This window comes from uncultured Roseobacter sp., from assembly GCF_947492555.1.
In the GTDB taxonomy this organism is placed as follows: Bacteria; Pseudomonadota; Alphaproteobacteria; order Rhodobacterales; family Rhodobacteraceae; genus Roseobacter.
Genome location: NZ_CANLNE010000002.1, coordinates 1,041,207 through 1,067,644, shown reverse-complemented (window position 1 = coordinate 1,067,644; position 26,438 = coordinate 1,041,207). Strand labels below are relative to the sequence as shown.

Below are 26,438 nucleotides of genomic sequence, written 5' to 3'. Positions count from 1 at the left end.
GTACATGTGTGCCATGGAAAACGAAGTTGTCATCCGCCTGAGCATCTTTCTGGGCCTTTTCGCCGTTCTGGCCACGCTTGAGGCACTGGCGCCACGGCGTGTTCGCAGCCAGACAAGGCGTCGGCGCTGGACCACGAACTGGGGCATCACCATCGCCAACACGCTGACGCTGCGGGCGCTGGCTTTTGCGATGCCGCTGCTTGCCGTCGGGGCTGCCGTGGATGCGCAGGCCCAGGGCTGGGGTCTGTTCAATGCCCTTGGCTGGCCGGACTGGTTGGAGATCGGCATCGCCATTCTGGTGCTCGACTTCGCGATCTGGCTGCAACATCTGATCACTCACAAGGTGCCGATCCTCTGGCGGCTGCACCGCGTGCACCATGCCGATGTGGATATGGATGTGACCACGGCGATCCGATTTCACCCGGTGGAGATTGCCCTTTCCATGCTTTTGAAAATCGGCCTGGTCTACCTGCTGGGCCCGGCGGCCATTGCCGTCATCCTTTTCGAGATCCTGCTGAACGGCACGGCGATGTTCAATCATGCCAACATCCGCCTGCCGCTTTGGCTCGACGCGATTGTGCGGCGCGTGCTGGTCACGCCGGATATGCACCGGGTGCATCATTCCGTGCATCGTTCCGAGCACGACAGCAACTACGGGTTCGCCCTGTCAATCTGGGACCAGATGTTCGGCACCTATATCGCGCAGCCAGCGGCCGGGCATGATGACATGGAAGTTGGGCTGGAGTGGCAGGATGACCGGCCCAGCCGGTTCGGGTGGTCCATCGCCCTGCCCTTCGCCAGGAAATGACCCTGGAGGATATCTCAAGACTGGCAGCGCCCTTCGGGCTCTTTGTCATGGGCGCGAGACATGGAACACGGTCTGACACTGGCGACGCTGGCGAAACGCTGGTGCTGCTGGGGGCGGGCCGTGACTGCTGGGCTCATTTCACTGCCGCTGCGGAGTACCGCGACAACCGGCCGAACCCGCTGGATCGGTGGTCAAAGCGTGTAATCGGCGAGATTGCAAAGACGCTGGGTGGCGCGGCGGTTTTCCCTTCTGATGGCCCGCCCTACGCACCTTTCATCCGCTGGGCATTGGACACGGGACGCTTTTTTCAGAGCCCGACCGGCATGATGATCCATGACGACGCCGGGTTGATGATCTCCATCCGCGGGGCGCTGTGGATCGACGCAGTGTTGGACATCCCCGCCGCTGTCGCACCAAGCCCGTGCGACAGCTGTTCCGATCAACCCTGCACAACCGCTTGTCCGGTTGACGCCCTTGCGGCCACCCATGCCTACGATGTACCGAAGTGCAAAAGTTATCTGGAAACGGACCCGGGCCAGGATTGCATGCTGCAAGGGTGCAGGGTTCGGCGCGCTTGCCCCGTTTCGCAACGCTTTGGCCGCGCCCCGGCACAATCGGCCTTCCACATGGCCGCCTTCAAAGGATGACCCCGTGCTCAGACTGATCCTCATGCGTCACGCAAAATCGGACTGGAATCATCCGCATCTGAGTGATCACGACCGCCCGTTGAACACGCGCGGGCTGGCCTCTGCCAAGGCCCTTGGAAACTGGTTACGTACCAAGGGCTACCGGCCAGATCAGGTGTTGAGCTCGTCCTCCGAGCGGACAGGGCAGACGGTGCTGGGGCTCGCGGTGCCGGATGACGTACCTGTTACGTTCACCCGGGCACTCTACCTGGCCGAACCGGAGACCATGCTGGACGTCCTGCACACGGCAACGGGTCGCTGCGTTCTAATGCTGGGTCACAATGCAGGCATTGCCGAGATGGCAGAGCGGATCGTTGAGGTGCCACCCCAGCATAACCGGTTTGCCGATTTTCCAACCGGGGCAACACTGGTCGTTGATTTCGATGCAGAAGGCTGGAAGGCAATCGGCTGGCACGAAGGCCAGCCGATTGATTTCGTGATTCCGCGGGAGCTGGTGTAAAGGTGGCCTGAAAGCCCACCCTACCTGTCAGTGGCCCAGGATCTGGCTGAGGAACAGCTGTGTGCGCGGGCTTTGCGGGTTGTTGAAGAAGGCCTCTGGCTCGTTCTGTTCCACGATCTGGCCGGCATCCATAAAGATGACGCGGTTCGCCACCTGACGGGCAAAGCCCATTTCGTGGGTCACGCAGAGCATGGTCATGCCCTCTTCGGCGAGCTCGATCATGGTGTCGAGCACCTCCTTGATCATCTCCGGATCAAGGGCCGAGGTCGGCTCATCAAAGAGCATGATGCGCGGGCGCATGCACAAGGAGCGCGCAATCGCCACCCGCTGCTGCTGACCACCCGAAAGCTGGCCGGGATACTTCATCGCCTGATCGGGGATTTTGACCTTCTCAAGGAAGTGCATCGCCGTCTCTTCGGCTTCCTTCTTGGGCGTCTTGCGCACCCAGATCGGCGCCAGTGTGCAGTTTTCCAGGATCGTCAGATGCGGGAAGAGGTTGAAGTGCTGAAAGCACATGCCGACTTCGGAGCGGATCTTGTCGATGTTTTTCAGATCCGAGGACAGCAGCGTACCATCGACCTCAATCGACCCCTGCTGGTGCTCTTCCAGTGCGTTGATGCAGCGGATGAGCGTGGATTTCCCCGAGCCCGAGGGGCCGCAGATGACGATACGTTCACCGCGATTGACCGTGAGGTCGATGTCGCGCAGCACGTGAAACGTGCCGTACCATTTGTTCATCTTGGAGATGGTGATGGCGATCTCATCCGAGACCTGCATTTGAGTTGCGTGTTCAGCCATTGGTCAGGCCTTTCTTTTCTATTTCCCTGCCGCTTTCGCGAGGTGAGGGAAGATTAACGGTGGTCGGTCGCGAGGCGACGTTCGAGCCATTGCGAGTATTGCGAGATGCCGTAGCAGACGACAAAGAACAGCAGCGACGCAAAGCCCAAGAGCTCCCAGTAGACGCCATTCCACTCGGTCGAGGCGAGGATCGGCCCGCGGATCATGCCGAGAAGGTCGAACATGGAAATCACGGATACCAGGACAGTATCCTTGAAAAGCCCCACCGCCACGTTCACGATACCGGGGATGGAAATCTTCAGCGCCTGCGGCAGGATGATCAGCCGCATCGCCTGCGGGTAATCGAGCCCTAGGCTGTCCGCCGCCTCGTACTGCCCCTTCGGCAGGGCCGCGAGGCCGCCCCGGATCACCTCGGCGATATAGGCCGCCGAGAACATGGTGATCATGATCACCACGCGCAGGAACAGATCGACCGTGGAGTCGGGCGGGAAGAAATAGGCCAGCATCACCGAGGCCACGAAAAGCAGCGTGATCAGGGGCACGCCGCGGATGAATTCGATGAAGACGACACAGACCACCTTGATCAGCGGCATACTGGACTGACGCCCCAGTGCCAGGGCGATCCCGATGGGGATCGACAGCGACACGCAGGTGACACCCAACATCATGTTGAGCATGAACCCACCCAGATCACGGCTGGGCACCGGTGTCAGCATGGCGTTTTCGGATGCGCCATCCGGGATCAGCAGACCGCCGATGTACCAGATCAACAGGGCCGCTGCGATGCCCCCGAAGAATCCTGCGGCAAAGCTGCCGGTGACGAACCGCTGGTAGACGGCATACCCCCCCAGACAGCCTACAAGCGCCAGAATCGGCACGAAGATGGTGCCGCCCCAGATCAGGTAGTAGGCGATGAAAGGGAAGAGCCCGGTGAAGATCAGCAGCTTGCGCGGCAGATCGAAGAACAGCACCGGCGCTACGGCGACAAACAGCAGCACGAAGGCCAGTGATGGACGCCAGTAGAGCTCCGAAGGATATTTGAAGCCAAAGAGCAGCTGCGGCCAGCGTTCGGTCAGCACCGCGAAACAGGCGCCCGTCGCGCCCTGCAGGATCTCGCGGCACTCCGCGAGGCTGTTGGCGGTCCAGACCCCGTTCAGGATCCACGGCAGCGTGGGCGCGAGGATCAGATAGATCGCATAGGCGGCTACCACCGTCAGCAGTGCATTTGCCGGTGTCGCGAAAAGGTTCTCGCGCATCCATTTGACAGGCCCGGTGGCCGCATAGGGTGGCGCGGCTTCGGGGATTTCCGTTTCACGCACGAAGGCGACGGTTTGGGCATGTGTATCTGACATGGGCCTCAGCGCTCCTTCAGTTTCACGGAGTTATTGTAGACGTTCATGATCGCCGAGATCGACAGGGAGATCGTGAGATAGAACAGCATCAGCAAAAGCACGCACTCAATCGCACGGCCCGTCTGGTTGAGCGTGATGCCCCCCAGCGTCGCGGTGATATCCGCGTAGCCCACGGCAATCGCCAGCGATGAGTTTTTGGTGATGTTGAGATACTGCGAGATCAGTGGCGGGATGATGACGCGCAGCGCCTGTGGCAAGACCACGAGGTTCATGACGCGACCAGGGCGCAACCCCAGCGCAGATGCAGCTTCGGTCTGTCCCTTGCTGACCGCCTGGATACCGGCGCGCACATTCTCCGCGATGAAGGCCCCTGTGTAGACCGACAATGCGAACCACAGCGCGATCAGCGGACCGCCGACCTTGATACCGCCCTGAAAGTTGAAGCCTCGCAGCTCCGGGACATCCAGGCCGATCGGACGCCCCATGATGTAGAACATCAGGATGGTCGGCACGAAGAAGATCGCAAGGCTGGGCCATCCCATGGGTAACAGGCGACCCGTGGCATAAAGCAGATTGGTCGCGTAGCGCCGATAGGCGATGACGCCGATCACCGATGCGATGAAGGTCGCAACCACCACCATCGAACCCGGCCCCCAGACAGGGGCGGGAATGTAGATACCACGGTTGGTAAAGGCAAAAAGATCGAGAAGCATCGTCGACGTCGGATTGTCGCCACGGAATTCACGCGGCCCCGGCAGGACGGCAGTCATGATCGTGAAGATGATGATGATCCAGATCAGCACGGGGATGTTCCGGAAAATCTCCACGTAAAACGCCATGAGTTTGGAGACGAGCCAGTTGTTCGACAACCTCAGAACGCCCGCGATCACGCCAAAGACGGTCGCGGTGATGCAGGCCAGAAAAGCCACCAGCAGCGTGTTCAGAATACCGACAAGCGCCGCGCGGGCGTGGGTGGACTGGCTGTCGTACTCCACAAGCGTCTGGTTGATGTCATAGCCGGCCGGCGAGCCCAGGAAATCATAGGCGATGTTCAATCCAGCCGCAGCGAGGTTGGTGAGCAGATTATTCGTCAAATATGCAAATGCGATGATCAAGACCAGCAGCGCAATCGCCTGGAACGTGAGTGACCGATACCGCGTGTCATTGATCAGCATAGACAGGCGGAAGGACTCCCGTGGTGGGTCCGTCAGTGTCGTCATTGAATTTTTCCCCGTGGTTCCGGCCTTTGGTTTTTACGGACGCTTGGGCGTCTCTGTGGCCGGGTTTTCGTTTTGTGGGTCGTCATAAGGAAAGGGCGCAGGAGTGTCCCTGCGCCCTTGTCCGTTTCGTTCTTAGCGGAACGGTGGCGAGTAAATCAGACCACCATCTGTCCACTGGGCGTTCAGCCCGCGTGCCAGACCGATGGGCGTTTCTTCACCGATGTTCTTGGCAAAGACTTCACCGTAGTTACCGCCAGCGGCAATCGCGCGCTTGGACCATTCGGCGTCCAGACCGAGCATATCACCCAGCGTGCCTTCGGTGCCCAGCAGACGCGCCACTTCCGGGTTACCGGTGTTGGCTGCCATCTCGTTCACGTTGGCGGATGTTACACCCAGCTCTTCAGCTGTGATCAGCGCGTTCAGCGTCCAGCGGACAACGTCACCCCATTCGTCGTCGCCATGACGGACAAGCGGGCCCAGCGGCTCCTTGGAGATGATCTCGGGCAGCAGGACGTGGTCGCCCGGCGCTTCGAATGTCGCACGTGTCGCGGCCAGACCAGATGCGTCCGTTGTGTAGACGTCGCAGGCACCGGCAAGGTACTGCTGCTGCGCTTCGGCATTGGTCTCGATCGGCACCGGCTCGTAGCTGATGTTGTTGGCGCGGAAGAAGTCCGCGAGGTTCAGCTCGGTGGTTGTACCGGTCTGGATGCAGACGGTCGCACCATCGAGATCTTTAGCCGACGAAACACCCAGTGCTTTGGGAACCATGAAGCCTTGACCATCGTAGTAGTTCACACCCACAAAGGTGAACTTGAGGTCAACGTCCCGGCTGAAGGTCCATGTGGTGTTCCGAGCCAGAACGTCGATTTCACCGGACGCAAGCGCCGTGAAACGTGTTTTGCCCGTTGTCGGTACGAATTCAACGGCTGTCGGATCGTTCAGAACGGCGGCGGCAATCGCGCGGCATACCGCCACGTCAAAGCCTTTCCATTCGCCGTTCGCATCCGGTGCCGCGAAGCCCACGAGACCTGTGGTCACGCCGCAGTTGAGTTTGCCGCGCGCTTTGACGTCGTCCAACGTACCAGCGGCCGCAGCACCAGCCGACAGGCCAGCGACGGTTAGCGCGCCAAGGATTACTGATTTTTTCATTTTTACCTCTTCCTGATTTTCCGCCAGTTTAACGGCGGGTCGACCGGCACATGTTAGGCCGGAGGCGATATTGAAAGTTTTGACCTTCCAAGTGGGCGATATACTGGGCGAATTCACGCAATAACGTCAAGGGCAGGCATGGCAAAATCAGCCCGTCTTGCCGTTATGTTTTAGCTTTCCTCACGGTACGCGGGATTTTTGACCCTATGATAGGTCAAAAACTGTTTTGGCATGCTCAAACGCCGCCTGTTTTATGGCTGCAGCGGCCTCCGCTTCGTCATCCACGCCCCATTGCTCTGCCTGCCAGAGTTCATCCAGACGCGATATGTCCCAAAGCGCTTGAATAGTTTGCACATCTTGCGTGGCGGCGAAGCCCAGAATCAGGGAGCCCGACAGGCTGACGAGGTCATGGAAGGCCGCGAGCTGAAAATCAGATAGCGCGTGCACCCGTGCGGTAAGCGCTGCAAGCGCCTGCGCGTCCTGCGGCACATGCATCACGCCCGCCCGCGCTTCTAGTCGGGCCCCCAACACCTGTTCCGCCCAGGCCAGCAGTGGATCCCAACGCTCGGATTGACGCGCCACCAGTTCGGCAGGCTGCTCTGCCCGGTAGCAGAGCAAATCGCTATCGCCGTAGGCCGCCAGCATATCCGCAACCTCCGCATGTTGGATCGCCACCTTGTCTAGGGCGGCATTGGCGGTGCGGGTGAAGGGCATGCTCTGCGGGTCAATAAGCTCTTCCTGCGCCTCCCATTCCGCCACAACCGCTTGGGCAAAGCCGCGTGTGGGCACGAGAAGTGCCCGTTTCGCGGGTGTCTTCACCGGGCGTCCGTCGAGTTCGATCCCGAAGCCTTCCCGCACTTCGGCGATGTCAACCGCTTTCCAGAACCGCTTGGCTTTCCATTCGCTCATGCCGAGGCCCTCCACCGTGTTTGCAGCGCGCCTTCAAGGGCGGAAAACTCGTCCAGCACCAGTTGCGCGGCAGAGAGGGCGGAGACAGGGTGATACCCCCAGCTGACGCCAAATCCGGACACGCCAGCGGCTGCTGCCATCTCCATATCAAAGCTGGTGTCGCCAATCATCACCGTGTCCTGCGGTTGCACACCGGCCTCCAACATGGCCTGAAAAATCATCGACGGGTGCGGTTTGGACGGATGAAAATCCGCAACCTGCCGGGTCACGAATACATTCTCCAGCGCGTGTGCTTCGATCAGCTTGTCCAGCCCGCGTTTGGATTTACCGGTCGCGACCCCCAAAAGGACATCCGGCTCGGACTGTAACCGCTCCAGAGTCTCACGGGCGCCGGGATAGAGCGGCGACGACTGCGCGGCGCCAGTTTTTGCGCGAAGCGTCATGTAGGCGTCTTTGTAGGCTTGCACCATGCGAGCATGATCGGCTTCCGGGGCCAAGCGGGCCATCGCGACCTCAAGGGACAGGCCCACGATGCCCAGTACGGTTGCGCGCGACGGGCGCGGCAAATCAACCGCGTCAAACGCCTCCCCCATGGCCGCCAGAATATCACCCTGGCTGTCCACCAGCGTGCCATCCACATCAAAGATCACCAGCCGCAAGGCGCCGCTCATCCCAAGGCCTCAAAGGGGTCTTCCGCCGCAAGATCCTCGGTCCAACCGAAGGTCTCCCAGCTCTGCGCCATATGCTCCGGCAGATCGGCCGTCACTGTGATGGTCTTGCGTGTTTCAGGATGCTCAAAGCGCATCATCCGCGCGTGCAGATGCAGTTTCTTGGAAATTATGCCACCCAGCTGCGCGCCCCAACCATCACCCATGTTTTCCTGCCCGGAGCCGCCGTATTTGCCGTCACCGACAATCGGATGCCCGATCTCTGCCATATGTGCCCGGAGCTGGTGGGTCCGCCCCGTCAGCGGTTCCATCGCAACCCAGGCGGAGCGAGAACCGACACGGTAGAGCGTGGCATAAAGCGTATGCGCCCGCTTTGCCCCGGGGGTGTCATCGATGTCACGCGGGTGCAGCGCGATCATCTTTTCGCCCTCGCCGCCGCGCCCGTGACCCGGCGCCTTGACCAGCCCATACTTGATCTCGCCAAGGTACGGCGTCGGGACTCCGGCGACGAGCGCCCAGTAAATCTTGCGCGTCTCACGGTGCCGCATCGCTGCGGTCAGCGCCTTGGCCGCAAGCCGGGTACGGGCCAGCAGCAAGACGCCCGAGGTGTCCTTGTCGAGCCGATGCACCAGTCGTGGTTTTTCGTCAAAGCCGAATTTCAACGCCTCTGCCAGCCCGTCCACGTGGCGGGTCTGTTTCGACCCTCCTTGCGTCGGTAATCCGGCGGGTTTGTTCAGCGCAATGACGTGGTCGTCGCGATAAATCACGCAGGACTGGATCAGCTTGCTGTCTGCGTCCGAAACCGACGTGCGGGGTTCCGGCGGCGGTGCTGCCCTGTCCGGCAGGGGGGGCACCCGCACCTGCTGCCCCGCGTCCAGACGCGTGGCAGCCTTGACCCGGCCACCGTCCACGCGGATTTCACCCTTGCGACACATCTTCTCGATCAGCCCCTGGCTGATCTGGGGGAACTGACGGCGGAACCACCGATCCAGCCGCTGATCGGCATCCTCCTCGCCAACCGTCACTGTCTGAACCCGGCTCATAGCAGCACCCCGCGTGTCATCCAGAGGCCCAGCATCAAACCTCCAACGGAAAGGACGACGGAGAGCGCCATATAGAGCCCGGCGGCCCCAAGATCACCGCGCTCGATCAAGGTCACCGCCTCCAGTGAAAAGGCCGAGAAGGTGGTGAACCCGCCCAAAAGACCGGTCATCACAAAGGGGCTCAGATACGTCAGCCCCTTATGCGCTGCCAGCACCACGAAAACGCCCATAAGAAAGGAGCCCAGCACATTTGCCATCATGATCGCCACGGGGAAGTCGGATGGGCCGGTCACCCGCATCACGGAAACGCCCCAGAGGAACCGCAAAGATGCGCCAAGCCCGCCACCCGCGGCCACCAAGATCAGAGTTTTCATCATGCGCGGTCTGTCACGTACCCGCCTGTGATTGTCAAGTTTCGCGCTTTGCCCGCAGCTTGGCAAAGTAGTCCAGACGCTTTTTCAACTCACGCTCAAAGCCACGTTCGACCGGTTGATAAAGGCTCGGGCGAGCCATTTTCTCAGGAAAGTAGTTCTGCCCCGAAAACCCGTCCTCGGCGTCATGGTCATAGGCATAGCCTGCCCCGTACCCCTGATCCTTCATCATCGAGGTTGGCGCGTTCAGGATGTGTTTCGGCGGCGGCTCGGAGCCGGTTTGCTTGGCCGCGGCGCGCGCGCCTTTGTAGGCCACATAGGTTGCGTTGGATTTCGGGGCCAGCGCCAGATAGGCTAGGGCCTGCGCAAGCGCCAGTTCGCCTTCGGGGGAGCCCAACCGTTCGTAGGTTTCCCAGGATTGCAAACAGATCACCTGCGCCTGCGGGTCCGCCAGCCCGATGTCTTCCACCGCCATGCGGGTGATCCGCCGGGCCAGATAGCGTGGGTCTTCACCGCCTTCCAGCATCCGCGCAAACCAGTAGAGTGCGGCATCCGGGTCTGACCCGCGCACGGACTTGTGCAGGGCCGAAATCAAGTTGTAGTGGGCATCCCCGCCCTTGTCGTATTGCGCCGCCCGCCGCATCAGCCGGGCCGAGAGGGCCGTGGTGTCCAGCTTGCCTTCCACCTTCCACGCGGCCACCTGTTCGATCAGATTGAGCAGGGCCCGCCCGTCGCCATCGGCCATCTCCAATAGTGCCTCGCGCGCCGCCCCCTCCAGTGGCAAAGCGCGGTCCAGTTCCTTTTCCGCCCGCTGGGCCAGCAGCTCAAGGTCCTTCAGATCGAGCCGTTCGAGCACCATAACCTGCGCCCGACTCATCACAGCCGCGTTCAGCTCGAAGGATGGGTTTTCGGTGGTCGCCCCCACCAGCAGGATCGTGCCATCCTCCATATGCGGCAGGAAGCCGTCCTGCTGTGCCTTGTTGAAGCGGTGGATTTCGTCCACGAAGAGCAGCGTGCCCTGCCCGTTCTGCCGCCGGATTTTCGCCGCCTCGAACACCTTGCGCAAATCCGGAACGCCGGTGAAGATCGCGCTGATCTGTACGAAATGCAGGTCGGTCTCATGCGCCAGCAACCGCGCGATTGTGGTTTTTCCTACCCCCGGCGGCCCCCAGAAAATCAGCGAACTGAGCGTGCCGGAGGCCAACATGACCGACAGCGGCCCTTCCGGCCCCAGTATCTGATCCTGCCCGATCACCTCACTTAGGGTTTGCGGACGCAGCCGGTCGGCCAGCGGGCGGTGGCCGACCGGTTCTGGGACAGTTTCGCTGGCAAAAAGATCGGTCACGTCATACCCCAAACCGCAATTGGAGGCGCCGGTTTCCGCGGATCACGGTCACTGCATAGCCGCGCGCGCGGGCGCGAAACGCGGCCGCCACGTCACGCGGACGTGCCACACCCTGTTCGTTGATCCCCACGATTACATCACCGACCTGAAAGCCCACGCGTGCGCCAAAACGCCCTGTATCCGTCACTAGAACGCCTTTGCTCTCCAGCGGCAGGGTGTACTCCGAAATTACCGCGGGGTTCACCCGTACCAGCCCAAGCCCCGGCAAAATATCGGTATCCTGCAAAACCACAGGCTCGCGATCAGGTAAATCAGGCGCCGCGATCAGGCGTACCCCGGTGTTCCGCTCTTCACCATCCCGCAGAAAGGTAACCTGTGCGGTTTGCCCCAGCCCCGTGACGCTCATCCGGTACAGCATCTCGGGCGGCGTGTTGACCGGGTGATCATCCACAGCAACGATCACATCTCCCACGGCGACACCGGCCTGCGCAAAGGGGCTTTCCGCATGCATTGCTGAAATGATGATCCCGCCGGGACGGTCAAGGCCAAAGGCTTCGGCTATCTCGACATCCGCAGGCTGGCCTCCCATTCCGGCCCATGGCCGTGCGAAACTGGTGCGCCCCTCACGTGCCTGCGCCACGAAAGCGGCCAAAAGATCTGACGGGATCGCAAAGCCGATGCCATTGGATCCACCGGAGCGGGTCAGGATCGATGTATTGATCCCGACAAGCTCCCCACGCACGTCAATCAGCGCGCCACCGGAGTTGCCCGGGTTGATCGGCGCGTCGGTCTGAATGAAATATCCACGCCCCGATCCCGTAGCAGCGCCAGAACGTGCCAAGCCGGACACGATCCCGCTGCTCACCGTCTGGCCGACGCCAAAGGGGTTGCCGATGGCAAGGACAAGTTCACCGACTTCGACGGTATCTGAGGCGCGCAGCGGCAGATAAGGAAGATCTGCCACCCCTTCCAGCTGAAGAATGGCAAGATCGCTTTCCGCGTCTCCCAGCAAAACCCGCGCGGTAAATTCGCGTCGGTCCGACAAAACAACGCGAATATCGGTCGCCATCCCCACAACGTGGTAGTTCGAGACGATGATCCCGTCCTCGGACAGGATCACACCGGACCCCAGCGAGTTCTGCACCCGCGGCTCAGGTCGGCCAAAGCCTTCAAAAAACCCGTCAAAGAACGGGTCGTCCATAAAGGGCGTACGGCGGCGCGTTTCCGTCACGAAGCGGGCATAGATATTGACAACCGCCGGGGCCGTTTCGCGCACCAGTGGCGCAAAACTCAGCGTAATCTCAGACTGACTTTGCGGCACGCGTGTCTCCGCGCTCACCAGCGTAGGCAGCAGACAAAAAAGGAGAACTGCGAAACGTTTCATTGTTCCCAAAATATGCAAACGACCCGGTCGAATTGCAAGCAACCCCAAAGTTGCCCACCCGAACAAAAAAAGCCCCTGCATCCGCAGGGGCCCTTCAACCACATCCACCGGATGGGCCTTACTCTTCCGCAGCATCCTCAGCCGCAAGGCGTGCCTTATCAGCGGCACCTTTGGCGTCGCGATCGCGATCCACAAACTCGATGATTGCCATCGGCGCCATGTCGCCATAACGGAAGCCTGCTTTCAGGACGCGGACGTAACCGCCCTGACGGTCCTTGTAGCGCGGGCCCAGCACGTCAAACAGCTTGGTGACATATTGGTCCTGCTTCAGCTTGGCTGCGGCCTGACGGCGCGCGTGCAGATCGCCGCGTTTTGCCAGCGTGATCATCTTCTCGATGATCGGGCGCAGTTCCTTGGCTTTTGGCAAGGTTGTCTTGATCTGCTCATGTTCGATGAGCGAGCCGGCCATGTTTGCCCAGAGCGCCTTGCGGTGCTCATGTGTGCGGTTCAGACGGCGGTATCCACGTGCGTGACGCATTTTCTATCTCCTAAATGTGCCCTCTACGGGCGGTTTTGCTTTGTCTGACCGGGTGATGCGTGTCACCCGGTTCTCCTTGGGGCCTTGCGACCCGGTACGTCCCCGCCACCCGCGGGCATTGTCCCACCAGAGGCGGGTGTCTCCGTGAAGACCCCTTAGAAGGAATCTTCGAATTTCTTCGCCAGGTCCTCGATGTTGTCTGGCGGCCAGTCTTCGACGTCCATGCCGAGGTGCAGACCCATGCCCGAGAGCACTTCCTTGATCTCGTTCAGGGATTTACGGCCAAAGTTCGGCGTGCGCAGCATTTCCGCTTCGGTTTTCTGGATCAGATCACCGATGTAGACAATGTTGTCGTTTTTCAGGCAGTTGGCCGAGCGGACAGACAGTTCCAACTCGTCGACTTTCTTCAGCAGCAGCGGGTTGAACTCAAGACCATCATCCTCATCCGCGCGGGAGGCGGACTCAGGCTCGTCGAAGTTGACGAAGATGCCCAGCTGGTCCTGCAGAATACGCGCGGCAAAGGCTACAGCGTCGTCTGGCGTCAGCGAACCATCCGTTTCGACTTTCATGGTCAGCTTGTCATAGTCCAGCACCTGACCTTCACGGGTCGGCTGAACATCATAGCTGACTTTCTTGACCGGCGAATAGATCGCATCGATCGGGATCAGGCCGATGGGCGCGTCTTCGGGCTTGTTTTTCTCGGAAGAGACATAGCCTTTGCCCTGGTTGACGGTCAGTTCCATGTAGAGATCAGCGCCGTCATCGAGGTGGCAGATCACATGTTCGCGGTTCAGCACGTCAATGCCAGCCGATTCCGAAATATCGCCCGCAGTAACAACGCCCGGACCTTTCGCTGAAATCGACAGGCGCTTGGGCCCTTCGACTTCCATGCGCAGGGATACACCCTTGAGGTTCAGGATGATGTCGGTCACGTCTTCGCGCACACCGGCCACGGAGGAGAACTCATGCAGCACGTTGTCGATCTGAACGGAGGTGATCGCCGCCCCTTGCAGCGAGCTCATCAGCACGCGGCGCAGTGCGTTGCCCATGGTCAGACCAAAGCCGCGCTCCAGCGGTTCGGCGGTCACGGTTGCCTGCCGTGCCGGATCGTTGCCCGGTTTCACGTCAAGCTGTTGCGGCTTAATCAATTCAGCCCAATTCTTGTGGATCATGCGTCCCTCCATTCTTGCCGGCGCCCCATGTCCTAAAGGCGAAGACTCTCGAGGTTTCAAAAAAGCGGATGGGGGCCGCGAGAAATCCCGCAGCCCCGATAGTCAATTTCTGCTTAAACGCGGCGGCGCTTCGGCGGGCGGCAGCCGTTGTGCGCCATCGGCGTCACGTCGCGGATCGAGGTGATGTTGAACCCGGCAGCGGCCAAAGCACGCAGCGCGCTTTCACGGCCAGAGCCGGGACCCTGCACTTCCACTTCCAGCGTCTTGACGCCGTGTTCCTGCGCCTTGCGGCCCGCATCCTCTGCCGCCATCTGGGCCGCGTAGGGTGTGGATTTCCGCGAGCCTTTGAAGCCCATGGTGCCAGCCGACGACCAAGAGATCGCATTGCCCTGCACATCGGAAATCAGGATCTTGGTGTTGTTGAAAGAGCTGTTCACATGCGCCACACCGGCGGCGATGTTCTTGCTGGCCTTTTTCTTAACGCGTACTCTGTCACGTGCCATTGGTCAGACCCTCCCTTATTTCTTCTTACCGGCAATGGCCTTTGCGGGGCCTTTGCGGGTGCGAGCGTTGGTGTGGGTGCGCTGACCGCGGACCGGCAGGTTGCGACGGTGGCGCAGGCCCCGGTAGCAGCCAAGGTCCATCAGGCGCTTGATGTTCATCTGCGTGTCGCGACGCAGGTCACCTTCGACGGTATAGTTGGCGTCGATGTGCTCGCGCACAGCCAACACTTCAGCGTCGGAGAGTTCGTTGACCCGGCGGGTCGCGTCGATACCAACCGCTTCGCAAATTGCCTTTGCCGAAGTGTTGCCGATACCGGTGATATATGTGAGGGCGATGGGAACCCGCTTTGCAGTCGGGATGTTTACGCCGGCAATACGTGCCACGTGGTCTATTCCTTTTCGTTGCGGGTCCGTAGTTCCAGACCCTTTTTTCACAACGTAAGCCCGAGTCTTTTAAGAGCATCGGGCGTCAGCTGATCAGGTGATCTTGCCTCGCGGGAGCGACCGTTGAGACAAATTGATTCTCGTTAGAGATAGCGCGTGTTATGGGGTTTTGGCGCAGGCGTCAACCCGCCGATGCGATGTCATTTCAGGCAGCCAAACTTCGCCGGGTGACAACAGCCCACGCGAGTATAGACCCCTCAATACCTCTAGGCTAGGTTGTATCGTATCCGTTTGCCGTCAAGGGACCTTCGATGTCAAAACTCACCACCACCCGTCCTGCCTCCAAGCGTATGAAACATACATCCCCCCGCCCTGCTCAAGCCGGTGGCAAAGCCAGCCCTGCACTGGGCGCACTGCAGGCCAAAGCGGATGACAGCGCCGCTGTGACACAGCTGCGGCGGGTGCAGTCGCGGGCCAGCACCGTTGCGCAACGCGAAGTTGATACCTCCTCCAGCCCGTTCCTGCCCGACTATGGTCAGAACGAGACGCCTGCGTGGGCCACAAGCTCAAGCGTCCCGGAGTGGGCCGTGGAGGATTACAAGGAACAGTCCAAGGTCAAGCTCATCGCCAGCGTCAAGGACGGCCTGATCGGCAGCATTTACTTCGCAAACGGGCGGATCCGAACGACCCACGGCCATGGGCCGGAATTGAGCAAACATGACCCAAAGAAGACCGCGACGCACCAATTCAACATTGACATAAAGGTTGCGTTTAAACTGTTCAGTGACAGAAACAGGGGTCTGTTCAAACTGCTCTATGACGCGACAGACCCCAAAAAAGACAACGAGGAAAGGCGCAAAGAAGCATCAGATCGATACCGCCGCACCCGAAAATTGTGGCTTTCGAACTATTTGATCAATACGCCTGTCGACAAGCTGCCTGACTGGGTCACCCCGGTCCCGAGCCACGAAAGCGCCTTTGACACCGAGGCCGCTGATCCTCCCGACAACCTGACCCTCTTCGAGGTTTTCAAGAGAGTGAGTAATGGAAAGGTGCAGGGATGGCATCCGTCCCGGGGAATTGCCGCAAAATTCGAGACCAACAAGCAGGTGGTCTCCGTCCTCAAAGCCGCCATCCTGCATATTCAAGGCGTGACCGACACAAACGAGCGCAACACCAAGTTCTACGACTTTATCAAAAAGCGCCTACCTGACTTTGCAAAACAGATCAGAAGGCCCGATCAAGTCTAGCACAACGGAGTGCCAGTCGCCCCGGTTCGTCAGGATGCGTCGAGCGCCGCGCCGATTTCGCCCTGGACGGCATCAATGCTGCCCAGCCCATCCACGCGCGAGAGCATGTCTTTGGCATAGTAATACCCGATCAGCGGCGAGGTTTGCTTGTAGTATTCCATCAGGCGGGTCTTGAGGCTTTCTTCATTGTCATCCGCGCGGCGTTTGAACTCGGTGCCCCCGCAATTGGTACATTTGCCATCCGCCGGGATTGGCTTGGTGTTGTCGTTATAGACCTCACCGCACATCGCGCAGGTCGAGCGCGCGACGATCCGCGCCACAAGTGCTGCGTCATCCACACGCATCTCGATCACCGCGTCGAGGGTCTCATTCTGGCTCTCAAGCAGGTCGCCCAGGGCATCTGCCTGCGCCAGCGTGCGCGGGAAGCCATCAAAGATAAATCCGCTGGCTTTGACGGTCTGCAGCTTTTCCTTGATCAACCCGATTACGATCTCGTCGGTCACAAGCGCGCCGCGGGCCATGACGTCCGCCACGATGTTACCCATTTCCGTGCCGCTGTCCTTGGCCTCGCGCAGCATATCACCGGTGCTGAGCTGCACCATGCCGCGTGTGTCTACGAGGTGACGCGCCTGCGTCCCTTTGCCAGCCCCGGGAGGCCCCAGTAGGATAATATTCATCGGCGGACGGGGCTCCGTTTCTTGCGTGGTTTGCCGCCAGATTTACCGCGCAGCTGCGACTTTTCAAGCAAACCTTCGTATTGATGCGCCAAAAGATGGCTCTGCACTTGCTGGATCGTGTCCATGGTCACCGACACGACGATCAGCACGGACGTGCCCCCAAAGTAGAAGGGAATGGCGAACTGTCCACGCAGGATTTCCGGCAGCAGGCAGACCGCCGCCAGATAGCCTGAGCCCAACACCAGCACACGGTTGACCACGTATTCGAGATACTCGGAGGTCTTCTTACCGGGCCGGATGCCGGGCACAAAGCCGTTCTGGTTTTTCAGATTATCCGCCACATCGTCCGGTTTGAAGCTGACGTTGAAGGTGTAGAAGTAGGCGAAGAAGACAATCATCGCCACGAAGAACGTCAGGTAGAGTGGCTGTCCGGGACCAAAGTTCGCCAGCAACCAGGACATCAACGGGTTGGTAGAATTGCCCGAAAAGGTGCTGATGGTCACGGGGAGCAGCAGCAGGGAGGAGGCAAAGATTGCCGGGATCACGCCCGCCGGGTTCACCTTGACCGGCAGGTGGCTGGAGCCGCCGTCATAGACCTTCATGCCGACCTGGCGGCGCGGGTACTGGATGTGGATCTTGCGCAGCGCACGCTCCATGAAGACCACGAACATGATCGTAGCAATGACCATGATGATCACCCCGATGATCACTGCCGGGCTGATCGCGCCCGAGCGGCCGGAGGCAAAGAACTGCGCCAGCGCCGCGGGCACTTCAGCGATGATGCCCACGAAGATGATCAGCGAGATACCGTTGCCGATGCCACGCGCGGTGATCTGTTCGCCCAGCCACATCAGGAACATCGTGCCACCGACCAGCGTGATCAGGCACGACATGCGGAAGAAAAGGCCCGGATCGGTTACGATATCGCCTGCTTCGAGGCTCACAGCCAACCCGTAGGCCTGCAATGTGGCCAGCAGCACCGTGCCGTAACGTGTATACTGGTTGATCTTCTTGCGGCCCTGCTCGCCCTCTTTCTTGAGCTGCTCCAGCGACGGCACCATCGAGGTCATCAGCTGAACGATAATCGAGGCCGAAATGTAGGGCATGATCCCAAGGGCAAAGATGCCCATCCGTCCCAGCGCGCCCCCGGTGAACATGCTGACCATGCCACCGATGCCCTGCCCCGCCTGCTCCATGAACTCGCGCAGGGCCACACCGTCGATGCCCGGCACCGGGATGAACGTGCCCAGACGGTAAACGATCAGCAGACCAAGCGTGAAAAGGATACGATTGCGAAGGTCGGTGGCCTTACCCAGCGCGGACCAGCTGGTGTTGGCGGCCATGCTTTCGACAGCAGATACCATGAACGGGCTCTCTTTTGATACGGACACGCCGCCCGAGCCGTTTTCCGGCGGGCGGCGTTCGGGAAAACTTGAAAGACTATGTAAGCGGCGATGACGCCGCCCACAAGCCTGAACTAGGCCGTCAGGCCTCTGACGTTTCCGCGACCGGCGCCGCCACGGTCAGCGATCCGCCCGCTTTTTCCACCGCTTCGATGGCGGATTTGGACGCGCCTGTGACCGTCAGGTCCAGCTTTGCCGTCACGTCACCCTTGGCCAGAACACGGATGCCATCGCGCTTGCGACGGATCAGGCCGGACTCAATCAGAACGTCCTCGGTGATCGCTTTCTTGACGTCGATCTTCTTGGCGTCGATGAATTTCTGGATCAGGCCGAGGTTCACGACGGCATATTGCTTGCGGTTCGGCTTGTTGAAGCCACGCTTCGGTAGGCGTTGGTAGAGCGGCATCTGCCCGCCTTCATACCCGTTAATCGCCACGCCCGAGCGGGATTTCTGACCTTTGATCCCGCGGCCACCCATTTTACCGGTGCCGGAACCTGGGCCACGACCGACGCGCTTGCGTTTCTTGGTGGCGCCTGCGTTGTCAGACAGTTCATTCAGTTTCATTGTCGCTTCTCCTTTGGCCGGATGTACCCCCCAGCGACGGGAGCGGGCAAACACGGCGTTTCGATTCTCTGTCACCCCATTGGGTGATCGTGGGCGTATAGACGCCCTTTGGACGTGGATCAAGGGCCAGTTTGGCCAGAACGGAAGGGCAGCGCCCGACCGCGGGGCGAAGGCCGTCTTGCAAAAGGTCCGGGCGACCTTTTGAGGCCGCAGTGGGGTTGACCCCCGGGTGCGAAGCGCCCGCCCATAGGGGTGGTCGGGCGCTGCCCGTGATCGGGGATCACGGGCGTTAATCTCTTGTTCACCAAGTGCTCCGCAATGATTATCATATTCGCCACAAAACGAACAAACTGGAAAACTGTCAAATGCTAGTTGAGAGCAAAGAAAAATCAGCCGTCAAAGCAGTTCTGCAGCAGCAGCTGTCAGTGAATGACGGCGATGTATCATCGAAGCTGGAAGCCTTAGGATCGTATCTTTCATTTCCAATCATCGAAGTCGAAGAAGAAGAGCAAAAGTACGAAACACGATTCATAACCTTTGATAACACATTCAAGCCTGGTCGAATGAAGTCACGCAAGGTTGGCAACTTTCGTTTTAATCTAAAAAAGTTTTTGGACGAACTTGATATTGTCGGGGTCGCTTTGGAGACAGCACTTGACGGAGTCACGGGATATCTCATTGCCTACAAGATTGTGCGATTTGGTCTTGCTGGATCGACAGTAGATTTCGATGAGATAGAGACCCTTGTCTTTTACTCACTCTATGAAAGGTGCTCATTGCCGTCGGAAACTGGGGCTGCCTATCGAGTAACTTCAAATTATATTGAGCAACGGAGAGGTTCGCCTCTCTCAAAAGCTCAGTTTCATGAAACGCTAGACACTTTGGCAAGATTTCAAGTTATTCGAATTGAGGCTGACCAAATACACCAGAATGAGCTGGTGCTGAAAAGATAGAAAACGCCCCGCAGTTTCCTGCGAGGCGTAATCAATCTCAATAACGAGAGAAGCTCAGCCCTTCTCTTCCACGATCTCGACCATGTGGCTGATCGAGTTGATCATGCCGCGCACGGAAGGCGTGTCTTCGAGCTCGCGGGTCTTGTGCATCTTGTTCAAACCCAGGCCGATCAGCGTTGCACGCTGTTTGGCGGGGCGGCGGATCGGGGAGCCGATCTGTTTTACAACAATAGTCTTGGCCATGCTTATGCCTCCTCAGCCACTTGCGCGGAGGACTCTACGTTGTCTTCCCGCTTGGGCAGAATGTCCGCCACTTTCTTGCCGCGACGTTGTGCGACCGACCGTGGGCTGCTTTCTTTCCGCAATCCGTCCATGGTGGCGCGGATCATGTTATAGGGGTTCTGCGAGCCGATGGATTTGGAAACAACGTCCTTCACGCCCAGCATTTCGAACACGGCACGCATCGGACCACCGGCAATAATACCAGTACCCTCAGGCGCTGTGCGCATGACCACTTTACCGGCGCCATGACGGCCTTCCATGTCGTGGTGCAGGGTGCGGCCTTCTCGCAACTGCACGCGGATCATCTGGCGCTTGGCCTGCTCGGTGGCTTTGCGAATGGCCTCGGGGACCTCTTTCGCTTTACCTTTGCCAAAGCCGACGCGGCCTTTCTGGTCACCCACAACCACGAGGGCTGCAAACCCAAAGCGCTTACCACCTTTTACGGTTTTGGACACGCGGTTGATCGCGACCAGACGGTCGGCGAATTCCGGTGCTTCGTCACGATCGCGGCCTCTGCCACGACGGTTATCACGTTCTGCCATAGAGAACATCCTTTGATATCTGGGCAAGCGCCCGTTTGTCTCAACCCAAGTGAGCAGAATGCCCCCGGATCATCGAGGCGGCCATCACAGCCGCCTGCGCTTTCTCAAACAACGGCTGCCTGAAAGCCCACCTTACCCGCATGCAGGTAGGGTGGGCCTTGGGCCACCGTACCTTAGATTTTCAGACCGCCTTCGCGGGCGGCGTCGGCCACGGCCTTGACCTTCCCGTGAAAGAGGAACCCGCCACGGTCGAAATAGGCTTCTTCCACACCGGCTTTCTTTGCGCGCTCGGCAATCGCTGCACCCACCTTGGTGGCTGCTTCGATGTTGTTCTTGCCAACCACACCCAGCGCCTTTTCCAGCGTCGAGGCGGAGGCAAGCGTTGTGCCCGCCACGTCGTCGATCAGCTGTACGCTGATGTTCTTGCTGGAGCGGTGCACGGAGAGGCGCACGCGCCCCGCGTTTACCTTGCGCAGTTTGTTCCGAACGCGCAGGCGGCGCTTCAAGAACAGGTCTCTTTTGCTGTTTGCCATTGTTTGCGTCCTTACTTCTTCTTGCCTTCTTTGCGGAAGATGAACTCGCCCTTGTAGCGGATGCCTTTGCCCTTGTAGGGCTCGGGCTTACGCCAAGCGCGGATGTTCGCGGCAACCTGACCAACAAGCTGTTCGTCAATGCCTTCCACCACAATCTCAGTCTGTTTCGGAGCCGTCACGGTCACCCCTTCAGGCGCCGTGTAATCCACGTCGTGGCTGAGGCCGAGGTTCAGCTTCAGGGTATTGCCCTGCATCTGCGCCCGGTAACCCACACCCTGGATCTCCAGCTCTTTCTTGAAACCCTCGGTGACGCCGGTGACAAGGTTCGCCACCATCGTGCGGGACATGCCCCACTGCTGCCGCGCGCGCTTGGATTTGCCGCGTGGCTCGATGTTGATCACATTGTCCTCAACCTTCAGGGTCACATCATCCGTGGCCTTGAAGGACCGGGTCCCCTTGGGGCCCTTCACTTCGATGGTCTGACCGCTCACGGAGGCGGATACACCGCTGGGCAGGTCGACCGGTTTTTTACCAATACGAGACATGAGCCCCTCCTTAGAAGACGGTGCAGAGCACTTCGCCACCAACGTTGGCGCTGCGTGCTGCTTGGTCCGACATCACACCCTTGGGGGTGGAGACAATCGACACGCCGAGGCCCTGACGGACAACCGGGATGTCATTGACGCCCATGTAGACGCGACGACCGGGCTTGGAGACCCGCTTGAGCTCGCGAATGACAGGTTCGCCTTCGTAGTACTTCAGGCTGATCTCGATGGCCGGGTGGCCGTCGGCACCGGTGGTTTTCTCATAGCCACGGATGTAGCCCTCGTCCGCCAGCACATCCAGCACCCAGGCGCGCAGCTTGGAAGCAGGCGTGTGGACGGTGGATTTACCGCGCATCGAGGAGTTACGGATGCGTGTCAGCATATCTGCGATAGGATCGTTCATCTGATGCGCTCCTTACCAGCTCGACTTGACCATGCCGGGGATCTGGCCGTTCGAGCCAAGGTCCCGCAGCGCGATCCGCGAAATTTTCAGTTTGCGATAGTAAGCGTGTGGACGACCGGTCAACTGGCAGCGGTTGTGCAGACGCACGGCCGAAGAGTTGCGCGGCAGTTTCGCCAGCTTCAGGGAGGCGCGAAAACGCTCTTCCATCGGCTTTTCCTGGTCGTTCACGATTGCTTTGAGTTCAGCGCGCTTGGCAGCGTATTTCTTCACCAGAGCTTCGCGCTTCTTCTCGCGTTCGATCATAGATTTTTTAGCCATATCTATTCCCTCCCGATCAGCTGTTGAAAGGCATGTTGAAGGCTTTCAACAGGCTCTTTGCTTCAGCGTCGGTTTGCGCCGTTGTGGCGATCACAATGTCCATTCCCCAGTTCTCATCGATCTTGTCGAAGTTGATCTCCGGGAACACCAGATGCTCTTTCAGGCCCATGGCATAGTTGCCACGCCCGTCAAAGCTCTTGCCCGAGACGCCGCGGAAGTCGCGGATGCGGGGCATCGCAATGGTGATCAGACGGTCGAGGAATTCATACATGCGGTCGCCGCGCAGGGTCACTTTCGCACCCATCGGCATGTCCTCGCGGACCCGGAAGCCCGCGATGGACTTCTTGGCCGTGGTGGTCAGCGCCTTCTGGCCCGCAATCAGGGTCAGATCTTCGACCGCCGACTTGGCCTTCTTGCTGTCGCGCACCGCTTCCGCACCGCAGCCGATGTTCAGGACGATCTTGTCCAGACGCGGGATCTGCATGTCGTTCTTGTAGCCGAACTCTTCCTTCATCGCCGCGCGGATGGTGTCCTTGTACACGGCCTTCAGGCGGGGGGTGTAATTTGCCGTATCAAGCATCGATCACGTCTCCCGTTGTCTTGGCAAAACGGACTTTCTTGTCGCCGTCCATCTTGAAACCCACACGTGTCGCCTTGCCCTTGGCATCGACATAGGCGAGGTTGCTGAGGTCAATCGGCATCGCCTTGGGGATGCGACCGCCCTGGCTTTCCTGGGACTGACGTGTGGCGCGGATGGCGATGTTGACGCCGTCCACGATGGCCTTGCCGGATTTCGGGTCCACAGACGTGATGTTGCCTGTCTTACCCTTGTCCTTGCCGGCCAGCACGATGACCTTGTCACCTTTTTTCAACTTGGCAGCCATGATTACAGCACCTCCGGAGCGAGCGAGATGATTTTCATGAAGTTCTTGGCGCGCAGTTCCCGCACAACTGGCCCAAAGATACGTGTACCAATCGGCTCGTTGTTGTTGTTGAGGATGACGGCGGCGTTGCGATCAAAGCGGATCGCGGTGCCGTCTTCGCGGCGGACTTCCTTGGCGGTGCGCACGACGACGGCCTTACGGACGTCGCCTTTTTTCACACGACCGCGGGGGATGGCTTCCTTGACCGACACGACAATGATGTCGCCGACGGATGCGTATTTACGCTTGGAACCACCCAGAACCTTGATGCACTGAACACGGCGCGCGCCGCTGTTGTCAGCAACATCCAGGTTGGTCTGCATCTGGATCATTTGGTTTCTCCCGACCTTTGGGGGGCCGATGCGTGGCCTTCTTCCCCAGGGTTTCGATTAAGCGGTTGGTCCTCAGGCCTCAGCGGCTTCCAGCACTTCCCAACGTTTAGTTTTCGACTTTGGTGCACATTCGATGATGCGGACGCTATCGCCCACCTTGAACGTGTTCTTCTCATCGTGCGCCCGGTATTTCTTGGACTTACGGATGGTTTTCTTCAGAACCGGGTGCGTAAAGCGGCGCTCGACGGACACGGTAACGGTTTGTGCGTTGGCATCAGAGGTCACGACGCCGGACAGAATACGCTTTGGCATGGGTGCTCTCCTTACTCAGACGCAGCAGCGGAGGCTGCTTTTTGGTTCAAAACAGTCTTTACACGGGCCGCGTTGCGGCGCGCGGTGCGCAGTTGCGCAGGGTTTTCCAGCTGGCCGGTGGCCTGCTGAAAGCGCAAGTTGAACTGTTCTTTCTTCAGATTGGCCAGCTCTTCACGCAGCTGGTCCGGGGTCTTGTCATGCAATTCCTTGGCGTCCATCGCCTTATTCCTTTCAACATCACGAGAAGGCCGCTTGAAAGCGTCACCCTGATTCCCGTGGAGTTCATGATGAAGGGGCCGTATAGGCCCAACGGCCCTGCATCGCAACCCCTTTTGACAAAGAACAAAACGTCTTTCCCAATGCCAACGCCTAGTCCTCCGTTCCCTCTACAATTGCACCCGTGCCTGAGTCGAGAGGCGGATACAAATCGCCCTCCCAGTGGCGGAGGCTCGGGCGCTGCCTTCGCAAAGCCAAGGCATGGCTTGATGCTTTAAACTGACGTTCAGGAAACAAGATCCTGACAGCAGCACGGAGCCCATACCTAACGTGGGACGATCTGTTAGAGTGATCGAATGATTGCGACCAATCATTACAAATTTCGCAGAGCGACCTTGGAGGACCTTCCTGTGTTGAAGGCCTGGCGGTCGAACCCGCATGTTCTAGAGTGGTGGGAGTCAGATGAGCTTGATGATGAAAAGGACTTAGCTGATCCTCGGGTCGCTCGCTGGATCGTTTCATTCATCGAACGGCCCTTTGCGTTTATGCAAGACTACACAGTGCACGGATGGGAAAGTCACCATTTTGCCAGTCTTCCAAAAGGTTCGCGGGGAATCGATCAATACATCGGAGACCCCGAGATGGTCGGCATTGGACATGGATCAGCGTTTATCGAAATGAGAATGCAGGTTCTCTTCGATGAGGGCGCACATGTGATCGCAACCGATCCTCACCCAGACAATGAACGTGCGATAGCCGTCTACAAAAAGCTGGGGTTCAAACCGTCGGGGCCACCTCAAGAAACCGAATGGGGTTTGATCTTGCCAATGCTGGCGAGGCGGTAAACAGGACGCACTCAACGGCAACAAAGTCCGTTCAACCACCATTTTTCCCAAATCTTTATCCACGGTACGCCATCGTAATCTCGCAAATTCGTTCAAACACCTATGCGACCACCAACGTGATACCGACATCGAATTCACCATATTCCCTTTGGAAAAGGGCTCGAAGTCCCTGGCAGGACCCCAAGCCTGCTCCTCCTTTCCACACATGCCACGTTAACCCTCTCGCCTCTCGCCACCTGCTCGGCTAAGACGGAATCATGAGCACCATAGATTCCCTCTTTGTCACCCGCCTCTACCGCGCCCCTCTCTCCGAGAAAAAGCCTGCCATCGATACGGCCGAAGTCGAAGCCTCCTGCTGGTCCATCGCCGAAGATGATGAAGCAGGTCAGAACTGGTGTGATGAAAACGGCTATCCGGGCTACACAAGCTATGCCTCGCTGACCGACCTGCCCTACCGCTTCCCGATTTTCAAGGATCTGGTCAAGTGCCTCGACAAACACGTGAAAGCCTTTGCCACGGACCTCGCTTTCGATCTCGGCGACAGACCCCTGAAACTGGAAGATATCTGGATCAACATCCTGCCCCCCGGCGGCATCCACACCAGCCACATCCACCCGCATTCGGTGATCAGCGGCACCACCTATGTGGCCGTCCCGCGCGGTGCCAGCGCCCTCAAAGTCGAAGACCCGCGCCTGCCGATGATGATGGCCGCCCCACCCCGCCGCAAGAACGCGCCGTCGGAATTGCAAACCTTCACCTACATCACCCCTGAAGTAGGAGACGTCCTGCTCTGGGAAAGCTGGCTCCGCCACGAAGTCCCGCTGAACATGGCCGAAGAAGAACGGATTTCCGTTTCGTTCAACTATAACTGGACCTAGTCGGCGCCGTGCGTTTGCCTACACTTCAATTGGAAGCGCCACATTGACCGATCTAAGTATATATATCTGGTCTTTGGGCGGCGTCACCGCAGTACTTGCGTTTCTCGTTGCCTGGCTTTTGCACCACAAACGGAAAGTAAGTTCTGCAAAATCACTCATCATCGATGGTTCCAACGTGATGCACTGGAAATCGAACACACCAGATATCCAATCTGTTGTCGGAGTCATAGAGGCCCTCACGCGACAGGGCTTTTATCCGGGCGTGGTGTTTGATGCGAACGCCGGTTATCTGGTCGCGGGCAAGTATCGCCACCACGGCGACTTCGCCCGAATGCTCGGCCTACCCGAAAAGCGTGTAATGGTGGTACCAAAAGGCACCCCGGCCGATCCGATTATCCTCCAGGCCGCGCGAGATATGGGCGCGCGCATCGTGACAAATGACCGGTTCCGCGATTGGATTGAAGATTATCCGGAGATCCAAGATGACGGTTACCTTATCCGTGGCGGCTATCAGTCCGAACAAGTCTATTTCAGCCAGGCCTTAAAGGATGGCGTGCGCTAGTACCCTCGCGCGCGACATATGCGCGTCGAAGGCCTGTCGCTCCCCGAAAGAAAGCCCCCGTCGATCATTCGACGGAGGCTCCTGATTTGCACTGATAGCGTAATGCTTG

Annotated in this window: 36 protein-coding genes; 8 read left to right on the top strand and 28 right to left on the bottom strand. The window is 59.1% G+C overall.

Features of this window, described 5'->3' with window-relative positions; translation table 11 throughout:
• The first annotated feature begins 13 nt into the window (after window positions 1-13).
• The 3 genes from Q1A07_RS12320 to Q1A07_RS12310 are packed head-to-tail and all read left to right on the top strand — an operon-like array spanning window position 14 to window position 1,954.
• Window positions 14-808 (top strand): sterol desaturase family protein, encoded by a 795-nt coding sequence (locus Q1A07_RS12320; RefSeq protein ID WP_299781087.1) that lies wholly within the window; start codon window positions 14-16, stop codon window positions 806-808.
• Window positions 805-1,455: a ferredoxin gene (locus Q1A07_RS12315; protein WP_299781085.1), complete on the top strand. Its 651-nt coding sequence runs from the start codon at window positions 805-807 to the stop codon at window positions 1,453-1,455. Before Q1A07_RS12320 ends, Q1A07_RS12315 begins: the two co-directional genes overlap by 4 nt.
• A 4-nt stretch (window positions 1,456-1,459) precedes the next feature.
• Window positions 1,460-1,954 carry a histidine phosphatase family protein gene (locus Q1A07_RS12310; RefSeq protein ID WP_299781083.1) on the top strand — a complete coding sequence of 165 codons (495 nt, stop codon included), beginning with the start codon at window positions 1,460-1,462 and terminating at the stop codon, window positions 1,952-1,954.
• Between the two features lie 27 nt (window positions 1,955-1,981).
• Here Q1A07_RS12310 and Q1A07_RS12305 read toward each other — a convergent pair whose 3' ends face one another.
• The 14 genes from Q1A07_RS12305 to rpsM all read right to left on the bottom strand — a co-directional run bounded on the left by Q1A07_RS12305 (window position 1,982) and on the right by rpsM (window position 14,790).
• A complete protein-coding gene (locus Q1A07_RS12305) occupies window positions 1,982-2,752 on the bottom strand; it encodes an amino acid ABC transporter ATP-binding protein (RefSeq protein ID WP_195819765.1) in 771 nt (256 codons plus the stop codon).
• A 53-nt stretch (window positions 2,753-2,805) separates the two neighbouring features.
• Complete coding sequence (locus Q1A07_RS12300) at window positions 2,806-4,104, bottom strand: amino acid ABC transporter permease (RefSeq protein ID WP_299781080.1); 1,299 nt, start codon at window positions 4,102-4,104, stop codon at window positions 2,806-2,808.
• A 5-nt stretch (window positions 4,105-4,109) separates the two neighbouring features.
• Complete coding sequence (locus Q1A07_RS12295) at window positions 4,110-5,324, bottom strand: ABC transporter permease subunit (protein WP_299781078.1); 1,215 nt, start codon at window positions 5,322-5,324, stop codon at window positions 4,110-4,112.
• Between the two features lie 132 nt (window positions 5,325-5,456).
• Window positions 5,457-6,473, bottom strand: a complete 1,017-nt coding sequence (locus tag Q1A07_RS12290; protein ID WP_299781076.1) for an amino acid ABC transporter substrate-binding protein — start codon at window positions 6,471-6,473, stop codon at window positions 5,457-5,459.
• A 204-nt stretch (window positions 6,474-6,677) separates the two neighbouring features.
• Window positions 6,678-7,382 (bottom strand): ATP12 family chaperone protein, encoded by a 705-nt coding sequence (locus Q1A07_RS12285; protein ID WP_299781074.1) that lies wholly within the window; start codon window positions 7,380-7,382, stop codon window positions 6,678-6,680.
• Window positions 7,379-8,053, bottom strand: a complete 675-nt coding sequence (locus tag Q1A07_RS12280) for an HAD-IA family hydrolase (protein WP_299781072.1) — start codon at window positions 8,051-8,053, stop codon at window positions 7,379-7,381. Before Q1A07_RS12280 ends, Q1A07_RS12285 begins: the two co-directional genes overlap by 4 nt.
• Window positions 8,050-9,093: an RluA family pseudouridine synthase gene (locus tag Q1A07_RS12275; protein ID WP_195819759.1), complete on the bottom strand. Its 1,044-nt coding sequence runs from the start codon at window positions 9,091-9,093 to the stop codon at window positions 8,050-8,052. The genes Q1A07_RS12280 and Q1A07_RS12275 overlap by 4 nt, the downstream gene beginning before the upstream one ends.
• A complete protein-coding gene (gene crcB, locus Q1A07_RS12270) occupies window positions 9,090-9,470 on the bottom strand; it encodes a fluoride efflux transporter CrcB (RefSeq protein ID WP_299781070.1) in 381 nt (126 codons plus the stop codon). The genes Q1A07_RS12275 and crcB overlap by 4 nt, the downstream gene beginning before the upstream one ends.
• 31 nt (window positions 9,471-9,501) lie before the next feature.
• On the bottom strand, window positions 9,502-10,809 hold the full coding sequence (locus Q1A07_RS12265; protein ID WP_299781068.1) for a replication-associated recombination protein A: 1,308 nt from the start codon (window positions 10,807-10,809) through the stop codon (window positions 9,502-9,504).
• A 1-nt stretch (window position 10,810) separates the two neighbouring features.
• Entirely contained in the window at window positions 10,811-12,193 is a 1,383-nt protein-coding gene (locus Q1A07_RS12260) for a trypsin-like peptidase domain-containing protein (RefSeq protein WP_299781066.1), read from the bottom strand.
• Window positions 12,194-12,311: 118 nt separating this feature from the next.
• Window positions 12,312-12,731: a 50S ribosomal protein L17 gene (gene rplQ, locus Q1A07_RS12255; protein ID WP_299781065.1), complete on the bottom strand. Its 420-nt coding sequence runs from the start codon at window positions 12,729-12,731 to the stop codon at window positions 12,312-12,314.
• Window positions 12,732-12,886: 155 nt separating this feature from the next.
• Window positions 12,887-13,903: a DNA-directed RNA polymerase subunit alpha gene (locus tag Q1A07_RS12250; RefSeq protein ID WP_195819754.1), complete on the bottom strand. Its 1,017-nt coding sequence runs from the start codon at window positions 13,901-13,903 to the stop codon at window positions 12,887-12,889.
• A 113-nt stretch (window positions 13,904-14,016) separates the two neighbouring features.
• Window positions 14,017-14,406 carry a 30S ribosomal protein S11 gene (gene rpsK, locus Q1A07_RS12245; protein ID WP_159974560.1) on the bottom strand — a complete coding sequence of 130 codons (390 nt, stop codon included), beginning with the start codon at window positions 14,404-14,406 and terminating at the stop codon, window positions 14,017-14,019.
• A gap of 15 nt (window positions 14,407-14,421) precedes the next feature.
• A complete protein-coding gene (rpsM, locus tag Q1A07_RS12240) occupies window positions 14,422-14,790 on the bottom strand; it encodes a 30S ribosomal protein S13 (protein ID WP_195819753.1) in 369 nt (122 codons plus the stop codon).
• Between the two features lie 443 nt (window positions 14,791-15,233).
• Here rpsM and Q1A07_RS12235 point away from each other — a divergent pair, with 443 nt between their 5' ends.
• On the top strand, window positions 15,234-16,040 hold the full coding sequence (locus tag Q1A07_RS12235) for a hypothetical protein (RefSeq protein WP_299781064.1): 807 nt from the start codon (window positions 15,234-15,236) through the stop codon (window positions 16,038-16,040).
• A 29-nt stretch (window positions 16,041-16,069) separates the two neighbouring features.
• On the opposite strand, the gene Q1A07_RS12230 is transcribed toward Q1A07_RS12235, so the two are convergent.
• From Q1A07_RS12230 to rplO, 3 genes are all read right to left on the bottom strand, one after another.
• Window positions 16,070-16,717 carry an adenylate kinase gene (locus Q1A07_RS12230; RefSeq protein WP_299781062.1) on the bottom strand — a complete coding sequence of 216 codons (648 nt, stop codon included), beginning with the start codon at window positions 16,715-16,717 and terminating at the stop codon, window positions 16,070-16,072.
• Window positions 16,714-18,081, bottom strand: a complete 1,368-nt coding sequence (gene secY / locus Q1A07_RS12225) for a preprotein translocase subunit SecY (RefSeq protein ID WP_299781060.1) — start codon at window positions 18,079-18,081, stop codon at window positions 16,714-16,716. Before secY ends, Q1A07_RS12230 begins: the two co-directional genes overlap by 4 nt.
• A gap of 121 nt (window positions 18,082-18,202) precedes the next feature.
• Complete coding sequence (gene rplO, locus Q1A07_RS12220) at window positions 18,203-18,685, bottom strand: 50S ribosomal protein L15 (RefSeq protein WP_299781057.1); 483 nt, start codon at window positions 18,683-18,685, stop codon at window positions 18,203-18,205.
• Window positions 18,686-19,050: 365 nt separating this feature from the next.
• Here rplO and Q1A07_RS12215 point away from each other — a divergent pair, with 365 nt between their 5' ends.
• Window positions 19,051-19,638, top strand: a complete 588-nt coding sequence (locus tag Q1A07_RS12215) for a hypothetical protein (RefSeq protein WP_299781055.1) — start codon at window positions 19,051-19,053, stop codon at window positions 19,636-19,638.
• Between the two features lie 54 nt (window positions 19,639-19,692).
• On the opposite strand, the gene rpmD is transcribed toward Q1A07_RS12215, so the two are convergent.
• The 11 genes from rpmD to rpmC form a co-directional block, all read right to left on the bottom strand.
• Window positions 19,693-19,881, bottom strand: coding sequence for a 50S ribosomal protein L30 (rpmD, locus tag Q1A07_RS12210; protein WP_299734790.1), 189 nt, complete (start codon window positions 19,879-19,881; stop codon window positions 19,693-19,695).
• A gap of 2 nt (window positions 19,882-19,883) precedes the next feature.
• Entirely contained in the window at window positions 19,884-20,462 is a 579-nt protein-coding gene (rpsE, locus tag Q1A07_RS12205; protein WP_299781053.1) for a 30S ribosomal protein S5, read from the bottom strand.
• Between the two features lie 173 nt (window positions 20,463-20,635).
• Window positions 20,636-20,995, bottom strand: coding sequence for a 50S ribosomal protein L18 (gene rplR / locus Q1A07_RS12200; RefSeq protein ID WP_299781051.1), 360 nt, complete (start codon window positions 20,993-20,995; stop codon window positions 20,636-20,638).
• Window positions 20,996-21,006: 11 nt separating this feature from the next.
• The gene (gene rplF, locus Q1A07_RS12195; protein ID WP_299781049.1) at window positions 21,007-21,540 is read right to left on the bottom strand and encodes a 50S ribosomal protein L6; all 534 of its coding nucleotides are present in this window, start codon (window positions 21,538-21,540) and stop codon (window positions 21,007-21,009) included.
• A gap of 10 nt (window positions 21,541-21,550) precedes the next feature.
• A complete protein-coding gene (rpsH, locus tag Q1A07_RS12190; protein WP_195819744.1) occupies window positions 21,551-21,943 on the bottom strand; it encodes a 30S ribosomal protein S8 in 393 nt (130 codons plus the stop codon).
• 12 nt (window positions 21,944-21,955) lie between these two features.
• Window positions 21,956-22,261 carry a 30S ribosomal protein S14 gene (gene rpsN, locus Q1A07_RS12185; protein WP_219505940.1) on the bottom strand — a complete coding sequence of 102 codons (306 nt, stop codon included), beginning with the start codon at window positions 22,259-22,261 and terminating at the stop codon, window positions 21,956-21,958.
• A 16-nt stretch (window positions 22,262-22,277) separates the two neighbouring features.
• A complete protein-coding gene (gene rplE, locus Q1A07_RS12180; protein WP_299781045.1) occupies window positions 22,278-22,841 on the bottom strand; it encodes a 50S ribosomal protein L5 in 564 nt (187 codons plus the stop codon).
• Complete coding sequence (gene rplX / locus Q1A07_RS12175; RefSeq protein WP_299781043.1) at window positions 22,834-23,145, bottom strand: 50S ribosomal protein L24; 312 nt, start codon at window positions 23,143-23,145, stop codon at window positions 22,834-22,836. The genes rplE and rplX overlap by 8 nt, the downstream gene beginning before the upstream one ends.
• Window positions 23,146-23,147: 2 nt before the next feature.
• Window positions 23,148-23,516 (bottom strand): 50S ribosomal protein L14, encoded by a 369-nt coding sequence (gene rplN / locus Q1A07_RS12170; RefSeq protein ID WP_011567679.1) that lies wholly within the window; start codon window positions 23,514-23,516, stop codon window positions 23,148-23,150.
• Window positions 23,517-23,588: 72 nt separating this feature from the next.
• Window positions 23,589-23,828 carry a 30S ribosomal protein S17 gene (gene rpsQ, locus Q1A07_RS12165; protein ID WP_195819740.1) on the bottom strand — a complete coding sequence of 80 codons (240 nt, stop codon included), beginning with the start codon at window positions 23,826-23,828 and terminating at the stop codon, window positions 23,589-23,591.
• A gap of 11 nt (window positions 23,829-23,839) precedes the next feature.
• On the bottom strand, window positions 23,840-24,046 hold the full coding sequence (gene rpmC / locus Q1A07_RS12160; protein WP_195819739.1) for a 50S ribosomal protein L29: 207 nt from the start codon (window positions 24,044-24,046) through the stop codon (window positions 23,840-23,842).
• A 354-nt stretch (window positions 24,047-24,400) separates the two neighbouring features.
• On the opposite strand from rpmC, the gene Q1A07_RS12155 reads away from it, so the two are divergent.
• The 3 genes from Q1A07_RS12155 (at window position 24,401) to Q1A07_RS12145 (ending at window position 26,329) form a co-directional block, all read left to right on the top strand.
• Entirely contained in the window at window positions 24,401-24,889 is a 489-nt protein-coding gene (locus tag Q1A07_RS12155; RefSeq protein WP_299781039.1) for a GNAT family N-acetyltransferase, read from the top strand.
• Window positions 24,890-25,146: 257 nt separating this feature from the next.
• Entirely contained in the window at window positions 25,147-25,767 is a 621-nt protein-coding gene (locus tag Q1A07_RS12150) for a 2OG-Fe(II) oxygenase family protein (protein ID WP_299781037.1), read from the top strand.
• A gap of 43 nt (window positions 25,768-25,810) precedes the next feature.
• A complete protein-coding gene (locus Q1A07_RS12145) occupies window positions 25,811-26,329 on the top strand; it encodes a hypothetical protein (RefSeq protein ID WP_299781035.1) in 519 nt (172 codons plus the stop codon).
• The last annotated feature ends 109 nt before the right edge of the window (window positions 26,330-26,438 follow it).